The sequence below is a fragment of the Burkholderia sp. Bp8984 genome (assembly GCF_003853755.1).
In the GTDB taxonomy this organism is placed as follows: Bacteria; Pseudomonadota; Gammaproteobacteria; order Burkholderiales; family Burkholderiaceae; genus Burkholderia.
Genome location: NZ_QTQN01000043.1, coordinates 26,925 through 45,924, shown reverse-complemented (window position 1 = coordinate 45,924; position 19,000 = coordinate 26,925). Strand labels below are relative to the sequence as shown.

The window sequence follows — 19,000 nt, the reverse complement described above, 5'->3', positions numbered from 1 at the left end:
CTTACCTGTATCAACGTATGTCCATCCAGCCGATTCAGAACCGCCGCCTCTACCAGCAGATCGCCGACAAGCTCAGCACGATGATCGAGTCCGGCGACTTCCCGCCGGGCAGCTATTTGCCGCCCGAGCGCGAACTGGCCGAGCAGTTCGGCGTGTCGCGCACGTCGGTGCGCGAGGCGCTGATCGCGCTCGAAGTCAGCGGGCTCGTCAGCGTGCGTGTCGGCGACGGCGTGAAGGTGCGCCAACCCGAGGCGGCCGCCGCGCCGGAGCCGCGGCCCGATACGAAGGTTGCGCCGTTCCCGGTCGTCGAGATCGATCCCGAGCTCGGCATCGCGCTCGACCTCGATACCGAAATCCCGCCGTTCGCGCTGCTGCAGGCGCGCCGGCTGATCGAGCCGGAAGCCGCGTCGCTCGCCGCGAAGCACGGCTCGGACGCGCAGATCGAAGGGATTCACGCGGCGTTCCTGCGCAACCAGGAAGACAACCGCAGCGGCTCGCTCACGCATCCGGGCGACCGGTTGTTCCATATCCGTATCGCGGAAGCGAGCGACAACCCCGCGTATGCGCTGATGATCAAGCAGCTGCTCGCGCACAAGTACGACCTGATGTTCCAGCGGCTGCAGTCGCTGTACATGCCCAACGACATGCCGCACCGCTCGGAGCTCGAACACCGCGCGATCCTCGACGCGATCCGTGCGCGCGACCCGGAGGCCGCGCGCCGTGCGATGGCCGAGCATCTCGACGAGGTGATCCGGATCTTCGGCCGCGCGCTCGACTGAGCGCGGGCGAGCGCAATCAGAAGCGGTCGGCGCGGTAGGGCGTCGGGTCGGTAAACGGCGCTTCGCCGGTCATCATCTCGGCCAGCAGGCGGCCGGAGACGGGGCCGAGCGTGAGCCCGTGATGGTTGTGTCCGAACGAGAACCACAGCCCGCGATGCGCGGGCGCGGGGCCGATCACCGGCCGCATGTCGGGCGTGCACGGCCGGAAGCCGAGCCACGGCTGCGGGTCGAGCCGTTCGCCGAAGCCGAACACCGGGCGCGCGACGCGTTCCGCGCGCTCGAGTTGTACGCCGGTCGGCGGCAGGCCGCGCCGGGCGATCTCGACGCCGGTGGTCAGCCGCAAGCCGCGCCGCATCGGCGCGATCACGTAGCCGTATTCGCGATCGACGATCGGCGCCGACGGCGCGCCGCGTTCGGACGGCGCGTAGTGCATGTGATAGCCGCGCTTCTCGCGCAGCGGAATCTTGTAGCCGAACTTGCCGAACACCGTGTCGGACCACGGGCCGAGCGCGACGACCACGGCCGGCGCGGCGATCTTGCCGTCGTCCGTCGTGACCTGCCAGCCGGGCGACAGCGCGTCGAGGCTCGCCGCATCGCCCGTGAGCAGCGTGCCGCCGCCTTGCACGAAGAGTTGCGCATAGGTTTTGACGAGCGCGGACGGATCGACGACGCTTTTCGGATCGAGCCAGTGCAGCGCGCCGCAGAAGCCGGGCGCGAGGCTCGGTTCCTGCGCGCGCAGCGTCGCGGCATCGAGCGGCGTGATGCCGAGCCCGTGGCGGCGCGCGGTGAGTCCCGCATCGGTGACGGCGCGTTCGAACGCGGCCGGCGTGCGGAACGCTTCCATCCAGCCGCTCGCGCGGATCAGCTCGGTGGCGCCGGCGCGTGCGATCAGCGCGTCGTGCTCGACGATGCAGCGCTCGATCAGCGGCAGCATGTCGCGCGAGGCCGCCGCGTGACGCAGCGGCGCCGATTCCCACCAGAACCTCGCGAGCCACGGCGCGAACGCGGGCAGCGACGTGCTGTGCCAGTAGAGATCGGTGGAGCGGTTCAGCGCGTAGCGCATCAGCGTGAACGGGCTGCGCGGGAACGGATACGGCTCGACCGACGAGCGCTCGATCAGCCCCGCGTTGCCGAAGCTCGTGCCTTCGCCGGGCGCGCCGCGGTCGACGAGGGCGACCTTGCGGCCGCGATCCTGCAGGTGCAGCGCGGCGGAGACGCCGACGATGCCCGCGCCCAGAACGATTACGTCGAAGTCCATGAGGGAAGGCGAAATAGACGGTTAGCGATCAACACTCGAAGTCGGCGACGGCGCTTCGGTCGGGTGCTCGGAATTGCAATCGAATGATCAGCTAGGATACTCGCGAACGCGACGATGCGCGAATCGGGCGCTTGGCCGTGAGGTTGTCGCAACAACCATTCCGGTTGTACGCTAGGCGGCCGGCCGTACGCAGCCGGATACGAAGGCGTCGCGCAAATTGCATTTCTCACTTCCGGAGCGATTCGAGTACCTGGAGAGCGGGCGACTTCGTCGAATTTGCCAACTGGTCACGAGAGCGCTCCATGCCCGAAAACAATATTTCCGAGGCCCGACAACCTGCCGCAATTCCGTGGCATCGATCGCCGCTCGTTCGCAGCGCAGCCGTTTTGGCGGGACTGTTCGTCATCCTGCAGCTCCTCAGGTTTCAGCTGGTGATCAGACTTGTGGTCGGTGCGATTTCGGCAACGATGCTGTATGGGATCTTGCGTGAATGGATCCCCATGCTGCGGCCATTTCGAACATGGCTGATCCGCCGCACGGTCAGAGTCATGCGGAAACTGCGCCCGATCGCGAAACTTCCTCCGGATGTCACCGTGGCTTATGGTCTGGTCGCAATGATGTTGCTGCTTTCCGGAATCCTGTGGATTGGGCTGGATATGCCGCGGATCGGCCGTTTCTCCATACCGGTGTTTCTTCTCCTTGCATACGCGGCTGCTCGACACATCTACCATGTGTTGAGCCTGGTCGCGCGCTGGACGTGGAGCAAGGTATTGGGAAAGGGCGCCTATCTGGCGGTGGCGTCGATCGCGCTTTGGCTCGCGCACTCGGACGCGGAGCGACTGGTCCTGACGCTGACGCATGAAACCGCCGACCACTTTTCCAGCTTCACGGGCCTGTCGGCTTCCGTATTTTTCGCGCTGCGTCTGGTTCAGGCAGCGGGACTTATGCTCGTTGCGTTCTTCGTATTTCAGTTGGTTTTCCTGGTCGGCAGCATGATCATTCAGCATGCTGCAAATCAAGTCAGGATATTCAGCACGCACGGAGCTGAACGGATGACCGTGACCTGGAGAAGGCTCAGGTTCGGGCTAAAAAAAACGGAGCCTGACGGCCGGAAGCGGCTTCGCCAGGTGATTGCCATGCTGGCGCCGTGTGGCATGGTGTTCTGGGCAATAGCGTTGCTGATGGGGCCCACCTATCTCATAGGCAGTATCGAGACCCGGACGCTGTTTTCTCACGTGCTGGTACGGACGACGTATTCGGCGGCAAGCGCGTGCCGTGGGGACAGTCGTGCGGGGTTGTTCGCACGCATCGGTGACGACAGTGTGTCGGAGGCCGTGAAGGACGGGTACGGGTATGTATTCCGGACCGTGCCGTGTAAAGCGAAGTAGGTACCGTTTTCCGCGGGCGCATGAATCCTTGTCGTGTCGCGCATCGTATGACGGATCCGTTTCGTCAGGCGCGGAATCGTGCAGCAACTTTTACTGGCTGTGCATCGATGCGTATTGGAAACCGGCCCGGTGCGCCTCTGCGAAACTGCATGTGCTTGATGCGCACGGTCGTCCTATCCGCTGATCAATCTGCGGAAGCCGAATTCAGATCGGCGTTGCGCTTCGCTTTCACCGCCATCACCAGGCTCAACGCTGATTCAACATACTTTCCGACGGTTATTTGGCGGGAGTATCCCACTGGTTCGGGTTGCGAATTTTTACCTAAGATGGAAGCAATCATGTGCGTGACACGGTACCTGCGCACGCACACGGCAGGCAGGAGGCAGGGCCGGGAACGACTGCAACCGATGTTTCCATCATGGATGCGAGTGTGTGCGCGACGGCCGCGAAGCATGCGGCCGCATCGACGCCAGCGGGTGCGGCGGCAATCGCCGCGCGGACGGCGTGCGGCCGGTCGGGCCGAGTCGCGTCGTTGCGTCACGCATTCATCGCAATCGTTTGCGTTCTGAGCGTTGTCCCTTCCGTCCTCGCCGGATCGCTTGCCGACAGGGGCGACCCGGTCGACACGATGCACGTCGCAGCCACCGCGACGCCCGCCGGCCCGACGGGTCCCGCCTTTTCGTCACACGACTCCAACGTACGCCAGGTCGTGCTCGGCATCGTCAGTTTCACGCGCTGGCCGACGACGCCCGTGCGCCTGCATCTGTGCGTGACGGGCAGGCCCGACTACGCGGGCGACCTCACCGACACGATGCAGGCCGGCTCGACCGTGCTCGACGTGCAGCGCGTCCGCTTCGACGATCCCTCGCTCGGCATCGCCTGCGACGTCGTGTATCTCGGCGCGCTCGGCAACGACGAGCGAATGCGGGTGAGAACCGCGCTCGCCGGCCGTCCGGTGCTGACCATCGCCGAACACGATCCGTCGTGCACCGCGGGCAGCATGTTCTGTCTGACGGTCGAAGGCGAGCACGTGACGTTCGACATCAATCTCGACGCCGTCGCGCGCAGTGGCGTGCGCGTGCATCCGAACGTGCTCAACCTCGCGCGGCGGACGCTGACGCCATGACACGTTCCGCGCCCCCCATCGCGTCCTCACGCGTGCCGCGCCCGACGCTGCAAAGCGTGTTGCGCCGCGCGCACCTGCGCCTGGCGTTCGTCGCGGTGACGATGGCCGCCGTGTCGCTGATCGTCGTCGCCGTGATCGCGTTGCGTGCGTATGCCGGCAACAACCTCAACCTGCTGGCCCGCTCGCTCGGTTACACGGTCGAGGCGGCGCTCGTGTTCGGCGACCGTGCCGCGGCGAGCGAAGCGATCGCGACGATCGCCAGCGATGAGGACGTCGCGCAGGTGGTGGTCACGGACAACAAGGGGCAGTTGTTCGCGACCTGGAAGCTGCCTGCCGGCGGCCGGATCGCCGGGCTCGAGCGCGTCGTCGCCGCTCTCGCGTTGCCGGGCGCCGTGACCGTTCCGGTGATGCACGACGGCATCGTCGTCGGTCAGGTGATCGTGCGTGGCCGCGGGCATCAGTTCTTCGGATTCCTGCTCGGCGGCATCGGCGGCATTCTCGGCTGTCTCGTCGTCAGCGTGTTCGGCGCTTACATCAGCTCGAAGCGTCTGCTGCGCAATATCGTCGCGCCGCTGCGCGCGCTTGCCGCCGTCGCGCACGCCGTGCGGCGCGAGCGTGCATTCGCGCGTCGTGTCGAGCCGGTGGCGATCGCCGAACTGAACCAGCTCGGCGACGACTTCAATGCGCTGCTCGATGAACTCGAGGAATGGCAGAACACGCTGCGCGACGAGAACGCGTCGCTCGAATACAAGGCGACGCACGATGCGCTCACCGGTTTGCCCAACCGCGTGCAGTTCGAGTCGCGTCTGTCGCTTGCACTCTGCGACGCCGTGTTGACGGGACAGCGGGTCGCCATCCTGTATCTCGACTGCGACCGCTTCAAGGAAATCAACGACTGCCTTGGCCACGATGCCGGCGATGCGGTGCTGGTCGGCGTCGCGGCACGGTTGCGCGCGCAGGTGCGCGAAACCGATCTCGTCGCTCGCCTGGGCGGCGATGAATTCGCGGTGATGCTGACGGGTGTGCGCGACACGGACAGCGTGTGCCTGATCGCCGACCAGATTTTGTCCGGCATGGTGTCGTCGATCGAGTTGCCCGACGGACGCATGGTGGCCACCATGATGAGTGCCGGCGTTGCGCTGTATCCCGACCATGCGTCCGACGCGAGCGGCTTGCTGCGCGCGGCGGATGCCGCGATGTACCGCGCCAAGCGTGCGCGGCCGGGGTCGTGGCAGTTGTCGGAAGGCGTAGCCGGGCCGGTTTGACGTCGATCGTTTCGCGCTGCGGGCGAGGCCGCGGCGGCGGGATAAGAAGCGCACGCGATGCGGGCGCATGCGAAGCAAGGGGACTGTGATGAAAAACGCGTTATCTGTGAGCATGGGGAGGATGTGCGTCGCGAGCGCGGTGCTGCTGTGCCTGCTGCTCGGCGGGTGCAAGACGCCGCCGCTTCATCGTGGGCTCACGCAGACGCAAGTCACGGCGCTGAAGTCGGCCGGGTTTCAGGAGACCGAGCAGGGGTTCGAGTTCGGGTCGACGGGGCCGATTTTGTTTGACTTTGATCGGTACAACCTCAAGCCGGTCGTCAGGCGGATCGTCGAGCGGATCGGGAGGACGTTGAGGTCGGCCGGGATCAACGGTGTGCGGGTTTATGGGTACTCGGACGAGGAAGGGGAGACGGCTTACGATCTCGAGTTGTCCCGGCGGCGGGCGGAGGTGGTGGCGATCGAGCTGGTGGATGTGGGGCTGGACGGCAAGCAGATCGCGGTGGTCGGGAAGGGGAAGAGCGATCCGGTGGGGGATAACCGGACACCCGCCGGGCGGGCGCAGAACCGGAGGGCGGCGATTGTGGTGTCGCCGCGGTGAGGGGAGCGCATGCGTTGGGCTGTAACAGTTTGCCACCATTGCCATGCAGAAGCCCGAACGTCCATTCGCGAGCGGCGAACCTTGATGATCACGGCAACCGGGCCGGATCTGCGGCACGAAACGGACACGCGTGACTGGAAGTTTCCCGGAAAATCTGAAACGAAGTTTTCAACTGCCTGAATAAAATCGTTCCGCCTTTTTTGAACGCTGCATGGCCAAGCGGCGAGTGCAGCGGCTACCGGAACGTGTATGGCCCTGGAACCCAACGACCTGCTTCGGCATTTCGAACGTGAGCTTGCGCTGCTGCGCCGTTCGATGCAGACGTTCGCGCAGCGCTTTCCCAAGATCGCCGCGCGCCTTGCGATCACTGGCGAGCATTCGGACGACCCGCACGTCGAACGCTTGTTGCAGTCGTTCGCGTTGCTGGCGGCGTCTCACGACATCCGTCTCGAGGATGACGTGCCTGCGTTTTCACACAGCCTTCTCGAATCGCTGCACGGCACGTTCCTGCGCCCGTTTCCTTCCTGCGCGATTGCGCAATTTCGTGGCGGCCAGACCGACAAGCAGACCGCACCTCGCGTCATCCCCCGCGGTGACCGATTGATCGCGCCGGCCGGCCGCGAAGTATTTCGGATGACAGATGACGTCACGATCGTGCCGTTGACCGTCGCGGCCGTGCGTTACACGACGTCGGCGATCGCACCGCGAGACGCGGCGTTGCCCGCCGAAACGTCCGGCTTCCTGAGCATCACGTTCGAGCTGACTGCATCGGAAGCCACGTTTGCGATCGTGCCGGACAGGCTGCGCCTGCACTTCACCGGTGCGCGCGAGGTTGTCGCTGCACTCGCGGACGCCGCGCTGCTGCTTGCCGTACGAAGTTTCGCCGAAGTGGGCGAGTCCGGTCGCTGGAAGCGCCTGCCGGGCGTGGCGATCACGGCCGTCGGCGTCGAGCCGGCCGATGCGCTGCTCGCCCCGCCGCCCGACGACGCCCTCGGGCCGTTTCACCTGCTGATGACGTACTGCGCCGCTCCGGAGCGTTTCGACTTTGTCGACGTCGACATGAGGCTGCTCAAGCGTGCCGCCGGCGACGGTCGTCGCGTCGCGCTGCATCTCGCGATCGCCGGCGTGCATCGGGACTCGCATCGCGCCCAGCGTCTGGCCGCCGCGACGGCGGACCATGTGCGCTTGTTCTGTACGCCCGTGATCAACCTGTTCCCGGACGATGCTGCGCCGATCGAGACGCGTGCCGGTTGCGCGTATTACCCGGTGAAGGCGCTGGCTCAGGCCGGTACGCCGCGCACGGACATCTGGTCGATCGACTCCGTGCGTGAGATTTCCGACGCGGGGACATCGGCACTGGCGCCATTCCATTCCCTGCGGCACGGCATGGACGGCCGTCCCGGGTTGTTCTGGACTGTATTGCGCGACGAGGCGAGGCGGGCACCGAAGCGGAAGCCTGTCGACCCCGACGCCAAACAGGCGGACAAAGCGCCGACACCGACGCCTGCCCCGGACGAGACGCCAGAGCCGCTCCACGGCGTCGAACTCCAGCTCACCGACCGGGACGGCCAACCTGCCGATCCGGGCAAGCGCAATCTGGCGATCCGGCTTTCCTGTACCCAGGGTGACCTGTCCGGGATGCAGGCGTGCGAACTGACGCCGGCGGAAGGCGACCCGGTGGGAACGATCATGTTGCTGAACCGGCCGACCCGGTGCCGGGCGCGGGCTTTCCGCCACGGGGAACTGTGGGATCTGCTGTCGCTTCTCGTGCCACAGGCGATCCGGCTGGACAAAGGCGGCCTGGCTCAGCTCAGGCGGCTTTGCGCACGCTGGGCGGAGGATTCGGTCGATGCCGGACGGCGCTTCGATGCGCTCGTCTCGTTGTCGACCGCGCGCGTGCGGTGCTGGCTGCCCGGCAAGCCGGCCTCGGCGTTCGTGCAAGGGCTGGAAGTGCGGCTGGTCGTGGACGAGCAGCGCTTCGCCGGGTTCAGCCTGGGCGGGTTCGCGCACGTGATGGACCGGTTTTTCGCGCCGTACGTTCCGGTTAACAGCTTCGTGCAGATCGTGCTGTTTTCAGCCCATACCGGTGCGGTGCTTCGGCGTGGGCAACCTTGTCCCGGCACCCAGCCTTTGATCTAGTTCCCGATTATTGGGGCGATAACGAAAACGTTTGCGAAGGCGTCTTTCGCGCCCCCGGGTTTTGACCTACATTATCGAGGCTTCGGCCCGGCGAACCGGCCGACAGAACCTGAGAACACAAGCAAGGAACAAGAATGAGTTTCGCTCCGAACGGGGGTATTCCCAACGGTTTGGGCGGCAGTGCGCTCGGCTCCCTGAGCGCGCTCGGCGGCCTCGCAGGTCCGATCGCATCGAGTGTTGCCGGAAGCGTCGGCCCGCTCGCCGGCCTGGCCGGGCACGTCGACACCGTCCAGCGCGCGATGCAACTCGCGCAAACCGGTTTCTCGCTGATGGACAAGACGCCCGGCGCGATTGCCGAGGTGATCAACGGCGCCGCCAACCCCGCGCGCCTGACCCAGCTCAATCGCTACGTGACGCTCGATACGCCGCTCGGCCCGGACGTGCTGCTGGTCAGCGCGGCCGTCGTCGACGAGTACGTGAACCGGTTGCCGGAGATTCACCTCGACCTGCTGTCGCATCGCCACGACCTTCGCCCGGACGACCTGATCGGCCAGCAGGTCAAGATCCGCTTCGACCAGCAGGCGCGCCTGTCGACGCTCGAACGCTTCGTCGCAACCGGCACCGGCGATACCGACCGCTACTTCGACGGCTACGTCGCATCGTTCGACCGCGCCGGCAATCCCGGGAACGTCACGCAGTATCACCTGACGGCCGTGCCGTGGTTCTGGTTCCTGACGCGCTCCACCGACTGCCGGATCTTCCAGAACAAGACCGCGCAGGACATCCTCACCGAGATTTTCCAGGAGCACGGGTTTTCCGATTTCGTGTTCGATATCCGGACGAGCCAGAAGCCGCTCGAGTACGTCGTGATGTATCAGGAGACTTACTACAACTTTTGCGCGCGGCTGATGGAGCAGGAGGGGCTGGTCTGGACGCACCGCTACGAGAAGGACAAGCATTTCCTCGTGATCGGCGACACGAACCTGCTGTTCCGTCCGATCGACGGGCTGGCCACCGTGCCGTTCGCCGCGACCGAGGCGAGTGAGGACAGCGGTATCGACCAGTTGCACGAGGGCCGGCGCTTCGGGGTCGGCAAGGTCACGTTTCGCGACTTCAATTACCAGAATCCGTCGTCGCCGCTGATGCTGGTCGAGGCCGAGCCGCAGAACCTCAAGCATGCGCGGCTCGACGCGACCGAGCGGTTCGAGCACCAGTCGCTGTACGACCACGGCGACGACGGCAACCGCTATGCGCGTTTCGCGATGGAGGCCGAAGAGGCGCAGGCCCATCGCTATACCGGCGGCGGCTATGCGTGGCGCATGACGACGGCCGGCGCCGTCACGGTGGCGAATCATCCCGTCCTCGAGAACAACCAGGAATACGTGATCCTGCACGTGCGTCATGAAGCGGTGAACGACTACACGCAGCACAGCGCGAAGCTGCCGTACCGCAATTCGTTCGCGCTGCTGCCGAAGAAGATTCCGTACCGTGCGCCGCGCGCGACGCCGAAGCCGGTGATTCACGGCACGCAGTCGGCGATCGTCGTCGGGCCGAAGGGCGAGGAGATCTATACCAACGGCAGCGCCGTGAAAGTGCACTTTCCGTGGGACCGGCGCGGCAAGAAGGACGGCTCCGATTCGATGTGGGTGCGCGTGTCGCAACCGTGGGCCGGCGACGGCTGGGGCGCGGCCGCGATTCCGCGGATCAAGCAGGAAGTGCTGGTCGCGTTCAACCAGGGCGATCCCGACAACCCGGTGATCGTCGGGCGCGTGTTCAACGGCGAGCAAGGTAATCCGTACCACGGCGCGGCTGGCCAGACGATGGGGATCAAGAGCCAGACGCACAAGGGGCAGGGGTCGAACGAAATCCGCATGACCGATACGAACGGCATGCAGGAGTTCTTCATGCACGCGCAGAAGGACATGAACACCGTCGTCGAGAACAACGAGACGCACAAGGTGCTGGGCCCGATGCGTACCGTGCTGGTGGCGACGGGTAGCGAAGAGAAGCAGATTCCGCAGGGCAACCTGACCGAGACGATCGCCGAGAAGCGCAGCACGACCGCGACCACCGTCGAGGTGACGACGCCGGCCAAGGACGGCGGCGGCGGCACGCAGATGTACGTGGCCGAGCGCGGCATCCTGCTGAAGGTGCAGGACAGCTCGATCTCGCTCGCGCCGGAAGGCATCCGCCTCGAACACAAGGGTTCCGTGATCCTGATGACCGACGACGGCGTGATGGTCAACGGCAAGCGCATCGACCTCAACAAATAACTCGAACGACACCAGCCATGCACTACGCAATCCACGAAGGCACCTTCGAACTGCCGGACGCGGCGCTCGACCGCACCGTCAACATCCTGATGATGAACGTCGGCCCCGGCGGCCTCAACCTCGTGATCGCCCGCGGGCGGTTTCGCGACGGCGAGAATCTCGACGCATTCGTCGCGCGCGAATGGGAAGTGGCGTCGCGCGATGCGCGGATGCTCACCGAGAAGGCGCGCCGGCCGATCGTGGTCGGCGGGCGCGCGGGCATCCAGATCGATTCCACGCACGAACGGGACGGCCGGCTCTGGCATCAGATGCAGACCATGTTCCCATCGGACGACGCCGGCCGCGTGCTCGTGATGACGCTGACCAGCGCGGCGCCGCTGACCGACGAACAGCAGGCGATCGCCGACCGCATGCTTGCCAGTTTCCAGCCGCGCGCGGCTCGGCCGACCCTGCTCGGGCCGGGTGACGCGTCGTGAGCGCGGAACACTTCGCCGCCGCCCGCTTCGAAGACCCGATCCAGCACACGTCGTTCTGGGGCGAGCTTGCCGGCACGGTCGGGTCGGTGATCGGCGGTGCCGTCGTCGGCGCGTTGGTGGCCGAGGCGATGGAGGGGCTGGTGTTCGTCGGCCTCGCCGCGCTCGAAATCGGCACGGCCGGGCTGGCGACGCCGCTCGTGATTGCGATCGGCGTGGGCGTCGCGGTGGGATCCGGCGCGCTGATGGAAGCGAGCGGCATGAACGAAGCCATCGACGACGGCGCGAAGGCGCTGGCCGATTCGATCGCGCCGCCCGAGATCAAGGGCAAGATCGCGAGCGGCTCCGGCAACGTGTACGTCAACGACAAGCCGGCGGCGCGGGCCGCGCAGCCGGGGGATCTCGACACCGTTGCGTGCACGGATCATCCTGGGCCGCAGATGATTGCCGATGGGTCGGGGAGCGTTTATATCAACGATCAGCCGGCCGCGCGCGTCGGCGACAAGACGACTTGCGACGGGACGATCGCCGAAGGCTCCGATAACGTTTTCATCGGCGGCGGCACGCAGCGCGTGCGGGACGTCAAGTCGGCGACGCGGCTCGGCTGGCTCGGCGCCGCGCTGGGGATTGCGCTGGCGGTTTGCGGCCGCGGCAAGATGAGCTGGGGGCAGTTCCTGAAGAGCAAGGTGCCGTGTATCGCGATGAATTTCGCGGCGAGTGCGTTCGGGACGTGGCTCGGCAGTCTGGCGAGACCTTCGGCCGGCCATCCGGTGAACGTCATCACCGGCGGCAAGGTTCTCGACGGCACGGACGACACCGACTTCGCTTTGCCCGGGCCGCTGCCGATCGTGTGGCGGCGTTTTTACAGCAGCCATGACGATCGTGCGGACAGCCTGTTCGGCACCGGCTGGAGCGTGCCGATCAGCGTCGAGCTGCGGATTGCGCGCGAGCACGGCGAGGTCACGTCGATCACGTATTGGGATGAGCAGGGGCGCGATATCGAATTTCCGGCCGTGCCGCCGGGTGAGAGTCATTTCAGCGTGCCTGAAGGCATCTATCTGATCTGTACCGCCGGCGGTCACTATGTGGTCGAAACGGTCGACGGTCTGTATCGCGATTTCGGCCGTGCGCGCAGCGATGCGGACAGCGAGACGCTCAAGCTGTGGCGTCTCGAGGATCGCAACGGCAACTGGATCGAGGTGGAGCAGGAAGCGGCCGATGACGTCGTGCGGCCCGGGCTGCTGCGTGATAGCGCGGGTCGTTTGTTGACGCTTGTCTACGATTCGTCGCACCCCCGACGCATCGCCGCGATCGAGCTGACGCGTGGTGTGGACGGCGAACGCCCCGATACGCTCGTGTGTTACACGTACAACGACGCCGGCGAACTGGTGGCCGTGACCGATCGCAGCGGCCACGTCGGGCGACGGTTCGGCTACGAGCGCGGACTGATGGTGCAGCACACGTTGCGCGGCGGCTTGACGTGCTTTTATGCGTGGCAGGGCGTCGGCCGCGACGCGCGTGTCGTGCGCCACTGGACCGACGACGGCGAAGCGTACACGTTCGATGCGGATCTCGTTCAGCGTTCGGTGACGATCGCCGACCAGATCGGGCGCGTCACGCAATGGACGTGGAACGAGGATCGGCAACCGACGAGTCATACCGACGCCGAAGGCCATGTGTGGCGGCTCGAGTGGAACGCGATGCGGCAATTGGTCAGTACGACCGATCCGGCCGGGAATACGACGCGCTTCGAATATGACGAGCGCGGGCGGCAGACGCAGCGTATCGATGCGCTCGGCCAGGTCGAGCGGACCGAGTGGAACGGGCACTACGATCTGCCCGTCGCTGAAACCGATCCGGCCAATGCGCGCTGGATCTATCGCTACGACGATCGCGGCAACCTGACGATGACGCGCGACCCTGCGGGTTTCGCGACCGAGTATTACCGGGACGATCGCGGGCTCGTTCATACGATTCGCGATGCGCGTGGCGGGTACAAGTTCCTCGAATGGAATGGTCGGGCGCAGTTGACGTCGTATACCGATTGTTCCGGCAAGGTCACGCGGTTCGCGTATGACGCACGTGGTGCGCTCGCGCGGGTGACGGACGCGGCCGGGCAGGCCACCGTGTATGAAACGGATGCGATGGGGCGCGTTACCGGGATCGGGACGGCTGACGGTGCGCGTCAGACGTTTCGATACGATGCGGCGGGGCGGCTCGTCGAGGTCGTTGATGCGAATCAGCGTCGGACGCGGTATGAACTCGATCCGCGTGGGTTGCTGTTGTCTCGCACGGATGCGGCGGATCGCGTGGTGCGGTTCGGTTACGACGATGCTTTCAGGCTTGCGAGCCTCACCAACGAAAATCGCGAGACATACCGTTTTCAGTATGAGCGGCGCGATCTGGTTTCCGCGCAGATCGGGCTCGATGGCCACAAGCGTACCTACGAGTACGACGTGTGCGGCCAGGGCACGATTGTCCGCGATGGACAGATCGAGACGCGATACGAGCGCGATGCGATCGGGCAGTTGACGGCGAAGCAAGCTCCGCATGAGCGTTGTGAATACCTGTATGACAAGGCCGGTCGAATCACATCGGCGGAGTTGTACGCGCTTGCCGCGCGTGGGCCGTCGCTGAAGAACCGGGTCAGCCTGAAATACGACGCGCGCGGTGAGGTCGTCGAGGAGTACACGCCGACTGGCTGGCTCGCGCACACTTACGATGAGCTTGGCAATCGCGTCAGCACGACGATTTCCGGCGAACGAACGATCGATTGGCTGCATTACGGGTCGGGGCATGTGCACCAGATTCGTTTCGATGGCGCCACGGTGGCCGATATCGAGCGGGATGACCTGCATCGCGAGATTCTACGAACGCAGGGCAAGCTGACGAGTCATTTCGGGTACGACGCGGTGGGGCGTCGGGCGCGGCACGCTGCGCAGCGAGGTACGGTGGGCGGCGAGTTGCTTGCGAAGCAGTGGCAATACGATGCAGCAGGCGACGTGATCCAGAAGCGCGATCAGCGCTACGGCACCACGAACTATCGGTATGACCCGACGGGGCGTATCGAGCAGGCCGTGGGGCCGGGATTGCCGTCGGAAGTGTTTCGCTGGGATGCGGCGGCCAACCTGGTGTCGAGCGATCACCCGGGCGGCTTTGTCGAGCACAACCGGCTCAAGATGTTCGAGGACAAGCGCTTCGAGTACGACTCGTATGGGCGGCTGGTTCGCAAGCTGAGCGGGCACGGGCCGGCCAAAGAGCTGATTCTTGAATACGACGATTGGAACCAGTTGAAGTCGGTCGTGACGAAGGACCGGCTCGGCATCGCGACGACGCACTTCGAATACGACGCGTTCGGGCGGCGGATCCGGAAGCTCAACGGCAGTTACGCGAGTACGGATTTCCTGTGGGACGGCATGCGGTTGGTGCAGGAGACGTATCACGATCGTCGTGGTGAGGAAGCGCTGACGTATTTGTACGAGTCCAATAGTTACGTGCCGCTTGCTCGGATCGATCAAGGGAAGGCGGCGGCTAATGATGCGGATGCACGGGATGCCGTCTACTACTTCCACAACGACGTTTCGGGGCTGCCGGAGGAACTGACTGACGCGGATGGCGAGCTGGTCTGGCAGGCACGCTACAAGGTGTGGGGCAATGCGGTGCAGGAGGAGTGGATTGCGCGGGTGCCGCAGCGGCCGACAGCCACGTGGGGCGAAGTGTCTGTGGTCGCGCCGACGCCGACACACGTACCGCGACCACAGAACCTGCGCTTCCAGGGGCAGTATCTGGATCGCGAGACCGGGTTGCACTACAACACTTTCCGGTTCTACGATCCGGACATCGGGCGATTCATTAATCCGGATCCGATTGGGGTGGTAGGAGGGGCTAACCTTTACCAATACGCCCCCAACCCTATAACCTGGATTGACCCCTGGGGGCTATCGTGCTCCAGTGACGCGAAGGAACTTGCACAAAATCTTGGAAACAGACCTAGCGCTGACTACCGGGCGCACCATATCGTAATGTCGAATTCGACTGATCCGAGAATGGTGGCGTTGCGAACCAAGATGGATAATCTCGGGATACCAATCAATGCGGGTGAAAATGGTGCTTGGCTGCCTAAAGACACTGGCTCGCGCCTAGCCGGCGACTTATCGACCGCCCATGCTGGGGAAGGTGTTCACAGTAACGCATACAAACAATACGTTTTTGATCATTTGGATAATGCAAATACGGTCCCCGATTTTCATGCTGGATTGGATAAAATAAGGACCGACCTTGAGAGCGGGAAGACTTTCCCCAGGAAAAGATAGGTGAGAAATGAAGAAAGACGATCTTGTTAAGCTGCTGCATGAAAGTGATGGAGCTTATTCAAAGTTTTTGAAGCACGCGAAAGAGAACACTAAATCAGAAGGGTGGGGAACTGGTGTCGGTGCCCCATTTTCTCTCGAGCCCTATCGTACTGAGATACTTGGAGTGAAGCCCGGCCGTATGTTGAAAGGCAAATCGGAGCCCGGACCCCGACGGTATTGTTATTCGTACGATGATCAAGGGCGAGTAATACATATGGTTGCGTATGGTAAATTGGGCGGTCCACCCGGAAACCAGGATTGGATGCGTTCCGATGATTTTTATCAATATTCAGAAAATTCTGCAACTCGGTACGTATATGGAAATACATTTAAAGAGAATCCCGATTCACAGGTGACTCGAGTTGTGCGATTGAACTATGTAAAGGGAAAGGTCTCTAGTGTATTTCAGCTTGAAAAACGAAATCTTGAGTATACGGAGACGAATTATTCATATGATGCTGATGGGAGTATTGTCGGGATAGTGGTTAAATGGCCGGAGGGGCGTTTTCCTGATCGAGTGTTATCGGTGGAGGGCGGCGGCGGTGATGTGAAGATTTTTGAAATTCGTGGCGAAAGAAAGATTCCCGTTTATCCGGAGCCTTAACGCGATCGGTGGTTGGGTTAACTTAAATAGAAGAAGCAGCGGTTTTCGTGCGGCAATTTGTCCCTCGCTCCCGCTGGAGGGAAGTTTCGAGAAAAGGGTGCCGGAGATATGCAATAAGAGCGAAACGGGGCGGTAGTCGATGATCCATATGGGTGCCGATGGCCGCGCTGGATCCTGCATGCCCCTAGTGAGAGGTCGGGCGATGAATAGGGATGAATTGATCGTACTGGTCGGAAGAATGAGAGAGTCAAATTATGCCTCCGACGAGGAGGCTGAAAATGACATTGAAATTTTGAATGCGAATGTGATTGATCCGAGTGCAATGGATTATATATTTCAGAAAAAGTGCGAGGATATGCCGCTGGAGGAAATTGTGGAGAAAATGCTTTCGTATAAACCGATGCAATTGTAAGTTGTGTTAAGAGCGGGGCGCGCGGAGGGCGATTCGTCCAATAACCAAGGGTGGTGTTTGAGTGTGACTCTTCTCGAATACGCGGACTTTTGTCGATCTGGCTGAAGGGGTTTGTGTTGATATTTGTGATTTATAGTCGAATAAAATGAATTCCATATGAGCTTGTGGGTAAAAGAGGTGTAACGGTTGGGGGGGCTCGTGCGAATTTATAATTCTCTGTTGGGGCTAACCGAAAATATCCAGTCGTTGCCAGAAAAAGACTGGATTTACGCAAATGTTGATTCCTGGCGGAGTGACCCAGAGCGGGCGAGGTTTTTCTACATCCCGTGGGATTACATTCAAGATCTGGATGATGATGAAATTTATGTGGACGACGAGGGCATGGAGATGCCGAAGTCAGTTGAGAAGTATAACTTGAGATGTTGGATGTTGGTGAATCAGCTGAGCCATATTTTAAAAAACAAGATCGATGAAAATGATAATGTCAGGTGGTTTATTGATGAGATAAATTATTATCGTGAAAATGATGAATTTAGGACTTAAATTTTAACATCGAGAAATTTGCAATACTGCTTGATTATTCGGTTCGAGCAGTCATATGACATTCTTTCGCGTTGATCGGTCGCGAGCGAAAATAGATTAAAATGGATGGCTGATCAGGTAGTCTCGGTAAGTTGGTTTCAATGCTTGTATTGCCGGGGCGACGAGGCTTGTGTATACCATTTACTGGTTCATGGCACGCGATCCGACTGGGTCGTGCGGCGGTCGAATTTTATCGCTATGCCATGAATCCACGTATGTGGACCACTACATTTGGTTGCGCGCTTCACCAAACTGCGATGACTCTCTACACGCTCGACGGGCAATGAGATTATGGGGGCACTATTTAAAGAGGGAGTGCTGCAAGTGGGATTGGTAAGGCTTATGGTCCATCTATTTCTAGGCCAATAAATATAAATGATTTCTAAGCGTGGTCGTTGCTTGAGCGTTGTTCTTCTGGAAGATATTGATTTTCTTGGTCTGGTTGAAAAAATCGAAAATGCATTTGGTGCGCGTCTTTCGGTGAAGGATAAAAAGGGGCGTTGTATCGCAGATTGGGATGGCGATGATTTTTCTATCGAGGTCGTTGATCGGGTTGATCGACTTGCTGATTTTTTGTCTGATGGAAATCACATTGTTGATGTTTTTATCGAGTCGGATGAGAATTTCAATGAAAAATTTGAGGGTAAAATAAAATCCATCTTCAAAAATGGTGGGGTTGCGTGGGGTCGTGCGGTATGGTCGCAAGTTAGTCGAGATGAAAGTTTGCGAGAGATATATCCTGATTCGGATTGATTTTCAATTGCGAGTGTTGACGGGGTTTTCTATTGCGACGTCATTCATTGCCGATTTTTGAGAAGCAGATGAGGCTGTCGCACAATAGCGCTCCGTTGTCCGGTTGTGGGATTTCGCTCGATGATGGCAAGCGTGGACACCCGTGTGACAAGGCTGGCCGAATCACATCGGCCGTGTTGTACGCGTTTCACGTGTTGAAACATTGAGGTGTGTAGATGGACGTTGAACTGAAAAAGAAGTTTGAGAAGAGATTGCAAGAGGTTCTCAAGGGAAATATAAATGAGATCGGCGTCAAGGTGTCGAGAGGTGAAATTATTGTCGACCGCGAAGGGGCGGGTAGTGGGCGAATCGGATTCAGGTTTCTAAGAAATGCAAACGGGTATATTCTTTCTGCTGCTGCTGATTCTCCTCGTCTTCAGGATTTCTATGTAGGCAGTAATCCTCCATACAAGTCAAAGATTCCGACGGGGTTGGTTCTGGCGATGAATACATCTATGGAAGCGGTAAAATCATTTTCGCCGAGTGTCGGCGGGGTGGTTGATTTGCCGCGGAATGAGGTGGAGATGGAATCGACGTGTCGATGGATATGTGAAAAAGTGGTGGGTATTTACTTGCCGAGAGTGGTAAATGCGGTGGAGGTTAATTCGGGGTTGATTAAGGATGTAATGGACAACCCGAACTACTACTCGTACCCATTTTTGACTATCGTTTTCGCGGCGAAGAAGAATGGTGTCGGTCAAGATGGACTGGATGTCGAGTATTTGCTGGGTAAAAATGTGTCCGGGAATAAGTCGTTTGATCGAAGTATTTTGAAGGCTTATCTTTAAAGGTGGCGATTTGCTTGGGGTCGCCTTGGTGTCAAAAAATAAAAATTACGCAGAATTTCCGCTTGACTCTTGTGGGGTGTTCGATGAATTAAAATTTTCTTCGGATGTATCACGTCCGCGAACAGTGTATTTGCGAGTTGACCTTTGAGGTGGGAAGAAAGATAAACTGCT

Annotated in this window: 16 protein-coding genes; 14 read left to right on the top strand and 2 right to left on the bottom strand. The window is 61.4% G+C overall.

Features of this window, described 5'->3' with window-relative positions:
• Positions 1 to 17: 17 nt before the first annotated feature.
• Entirely contained in the window at positions 18 to 779 is a 762-nt protein-coding gene (locus DID98_RS31205; protein ID WP_124523174.1) for a FadR/GntR family transcriptional regulator, read from the top strand.
• A 16-nt stretch (positions 780 to 795) separates the two neighbouring features.
• Here the strand turns inward: DID98_RS31205 and DID98_RS31200 are convergent, their stop codons facing one another.
• Entirely contained in the window at positions 796 to 2,037 is a 1,242-nt protein-coding gene (locus DID98_RS31200; protein WP_124485219.1) for an FAD-binding oxidoreductase, read from the bottom strand.
• 302 nt (positions 2,038 to 2,339) lie between these two features.
• On the opposite strand from DID98_RS31200, the gene DID98_RS31195 reads away from it, so the two are divergent.
• Positions 2,340 to 3,425: a hypothetical protein gene (locus DID98_RS31195; RefSeq protein WP_124523176.1), complete on the top strand. Its 1,086-nt coding sequence runs from the start codon at positions 2,340 to 2,342 to the stop codon at positions 3,423 to 3,425.
• Positions 3,426 to 3,609: 184 nt separating this feature from the next.
• On the opposite strand, the gene DID98_RS35980 is transcribed toward DID98_RS31195, so the two are convergent.
• A complete protein-coding gene (locus tag DID98_RS35980; RefSeq protein WP_185500410.1) occupies positions 3,610 to 3,765 on the bottom strand; it encodes a hypothetical protein in 156 nt (51 codons plus the stop codon).
• Between the two features lie 78 nt (positions 3,766 to 3,843).
• Between DID98_RS35980 and DID98_RS31190 the strand changes: the two genes are divergently transcribed.
• From DID98_RS31190 to DID98_RS31125, 12 genes are all read left to right on the top strand, one after another.
• Positions 3,844 to 4,551, top strand: coding sequence for a YfiR family protein (locus DID98_RS31190; protein WP_124523178.1), 708 nt, complete (start codon positions 3,844 to 3,846; stop codon positions 4,549 to 4,551).
• A complete protein-coding gene (locus tag DID98_RS31185) occupies positions 4,548 to 5,816 on the top strand; it encodes a diguanylate cyclase domain-containing protein (RefSeq protein WP_124523180.1) in 1,269 nt (422 codons plus the stop codon). The genes DID98_RS31190 and DID98_RS31185 overlap by 4 nt, the downstream gene beginning before the upstream one ends.
• A gap of 88 nt (positions 5,817 to 5,904) precedes the next feature.
• Positions 5,905 to 6,414 (top strand): OmpA family protein, encoded by a 510-nt coding sequence (locus DID98_RS31180; protein WP_044847820.1) that lies wholly within the window; start codon positions 5,905 to 5,907, stop codon positions 6,412 to 6,414.
• Positions 6,415 to 6,663: 249 nt separating this feature from the next.
• Positions 6,664 to 8,553: a type VI secretion system baseplate subunit TssF gene (gene tssF, locus DID98_RS31175; protein ID WP_124523182.1), complete on the top strand. Its 1,890-nt coding sequence runs from the start codon at positions 6,664 to 6,666 to the stop codon at positions 8,551 to 8,553.
• 134 nt (positions 8,554 to 8,687) lie between these two features.
• On the top strand, positions 8,688 to 10,826 hold the full coding sequence (locus tag DID98_RS31170; protein ID WP_124523184.1) for a type VI secretion system Vgr family protein: 2,139 nt from the start codon (positions 8,688 to 8,690) through the stop codon (positions 10,824 to 10,826).
• A 17-nt stretch (positions 10,827 to 10,843) separates the two neighbouring features.
• A complete protein-coding gene (locus tag DID98_RS31165; RefSeq protein WP_039323783.1) occupies positions 10,844 to 11,302 on the top strand; it encodes a DcrB-related protein in 459 nt (152 codons plus the stop codon).
• Positions 11,299 to 15,612, top strand: a complete 4,314-nt coding sequence (locus DID98_RS36420) for an RHS repeat-associated core domain-containing protein (RefSeq protein WP_260426271.1) — start codon at positions 11,299 to 11,301, stop codon at positions 15,610 to 15,612. Before DID98_RS31165 ends, DID98_RS36420 begins: the two co-directional genes overlap by 4 nt.
• A 7-nt stretch (positions 15,613 to 15,619) precedes the next feature.
• Positions 15,620 to 16,255 carry a hypothetical protein gene (locus DID98_RS31145; protein WP_124523188.1) on the top strand — a complete coding sequence of 212 codons (636 nt, stop codon included), beginning with the start codon at positions 15,620 to 15,622 and terminating at the stop codon, positions 16,253 to 16,255.
• Positions 16,256 to 16,403: 148 nt separating this feature from the next.
• Positions 16,404 to 16,667 carry a hypothetical protein gene (locus tag DID98_RS31140; protein WP_221621957.1) on the top strand — a complete coding sequence of 88 codons (264 nt, stop codon included), beginning with the start codon at positions 16,404 to 16,406 and terminating at the stop codon, positions 16,665 to 16,667.
• A 198-nt stretch (positions 16,668 to 16,865) separates the two neighbouring features.
• Positions 16,866 to 17,210 carry a hypothetical protein gene (locus DID98_RS31135; protein WP_124523190.1) on the top strand — a complete coding sequence of 115 codons (345 nt, stop codon included), beginning with the start codon at positions 16,866 to 16,868 and terminating at the stop codon, positions 17,208 to 17,210.
• Positions 17,211 to 17,624: 414 nt separating this feature from the next.
• Positions 17,625 to 18,002, top strand: a complete 378-nt coding sequence (locus DID98_RS31130) for a hypothetical protein (RefSeq protein WP_124523192.1) — start codon at positions 17,625 to 17,627, stop codon at positions 18,000 to 18,002.
• A gap of 215 nt (positions 18,003 to 18,217) precedes the next feature.
• Entirely contained in the window at positions 18,218 to 18,829 is a 612-nt protein-coding gene (locus tag DID98_RS31125) for a hypothetical protein (RefSeq protein ID WP_124523194.1), read from the top strand.
• Positions 18,830 to 19,000 lie beyond the last annotated feature (171 nt).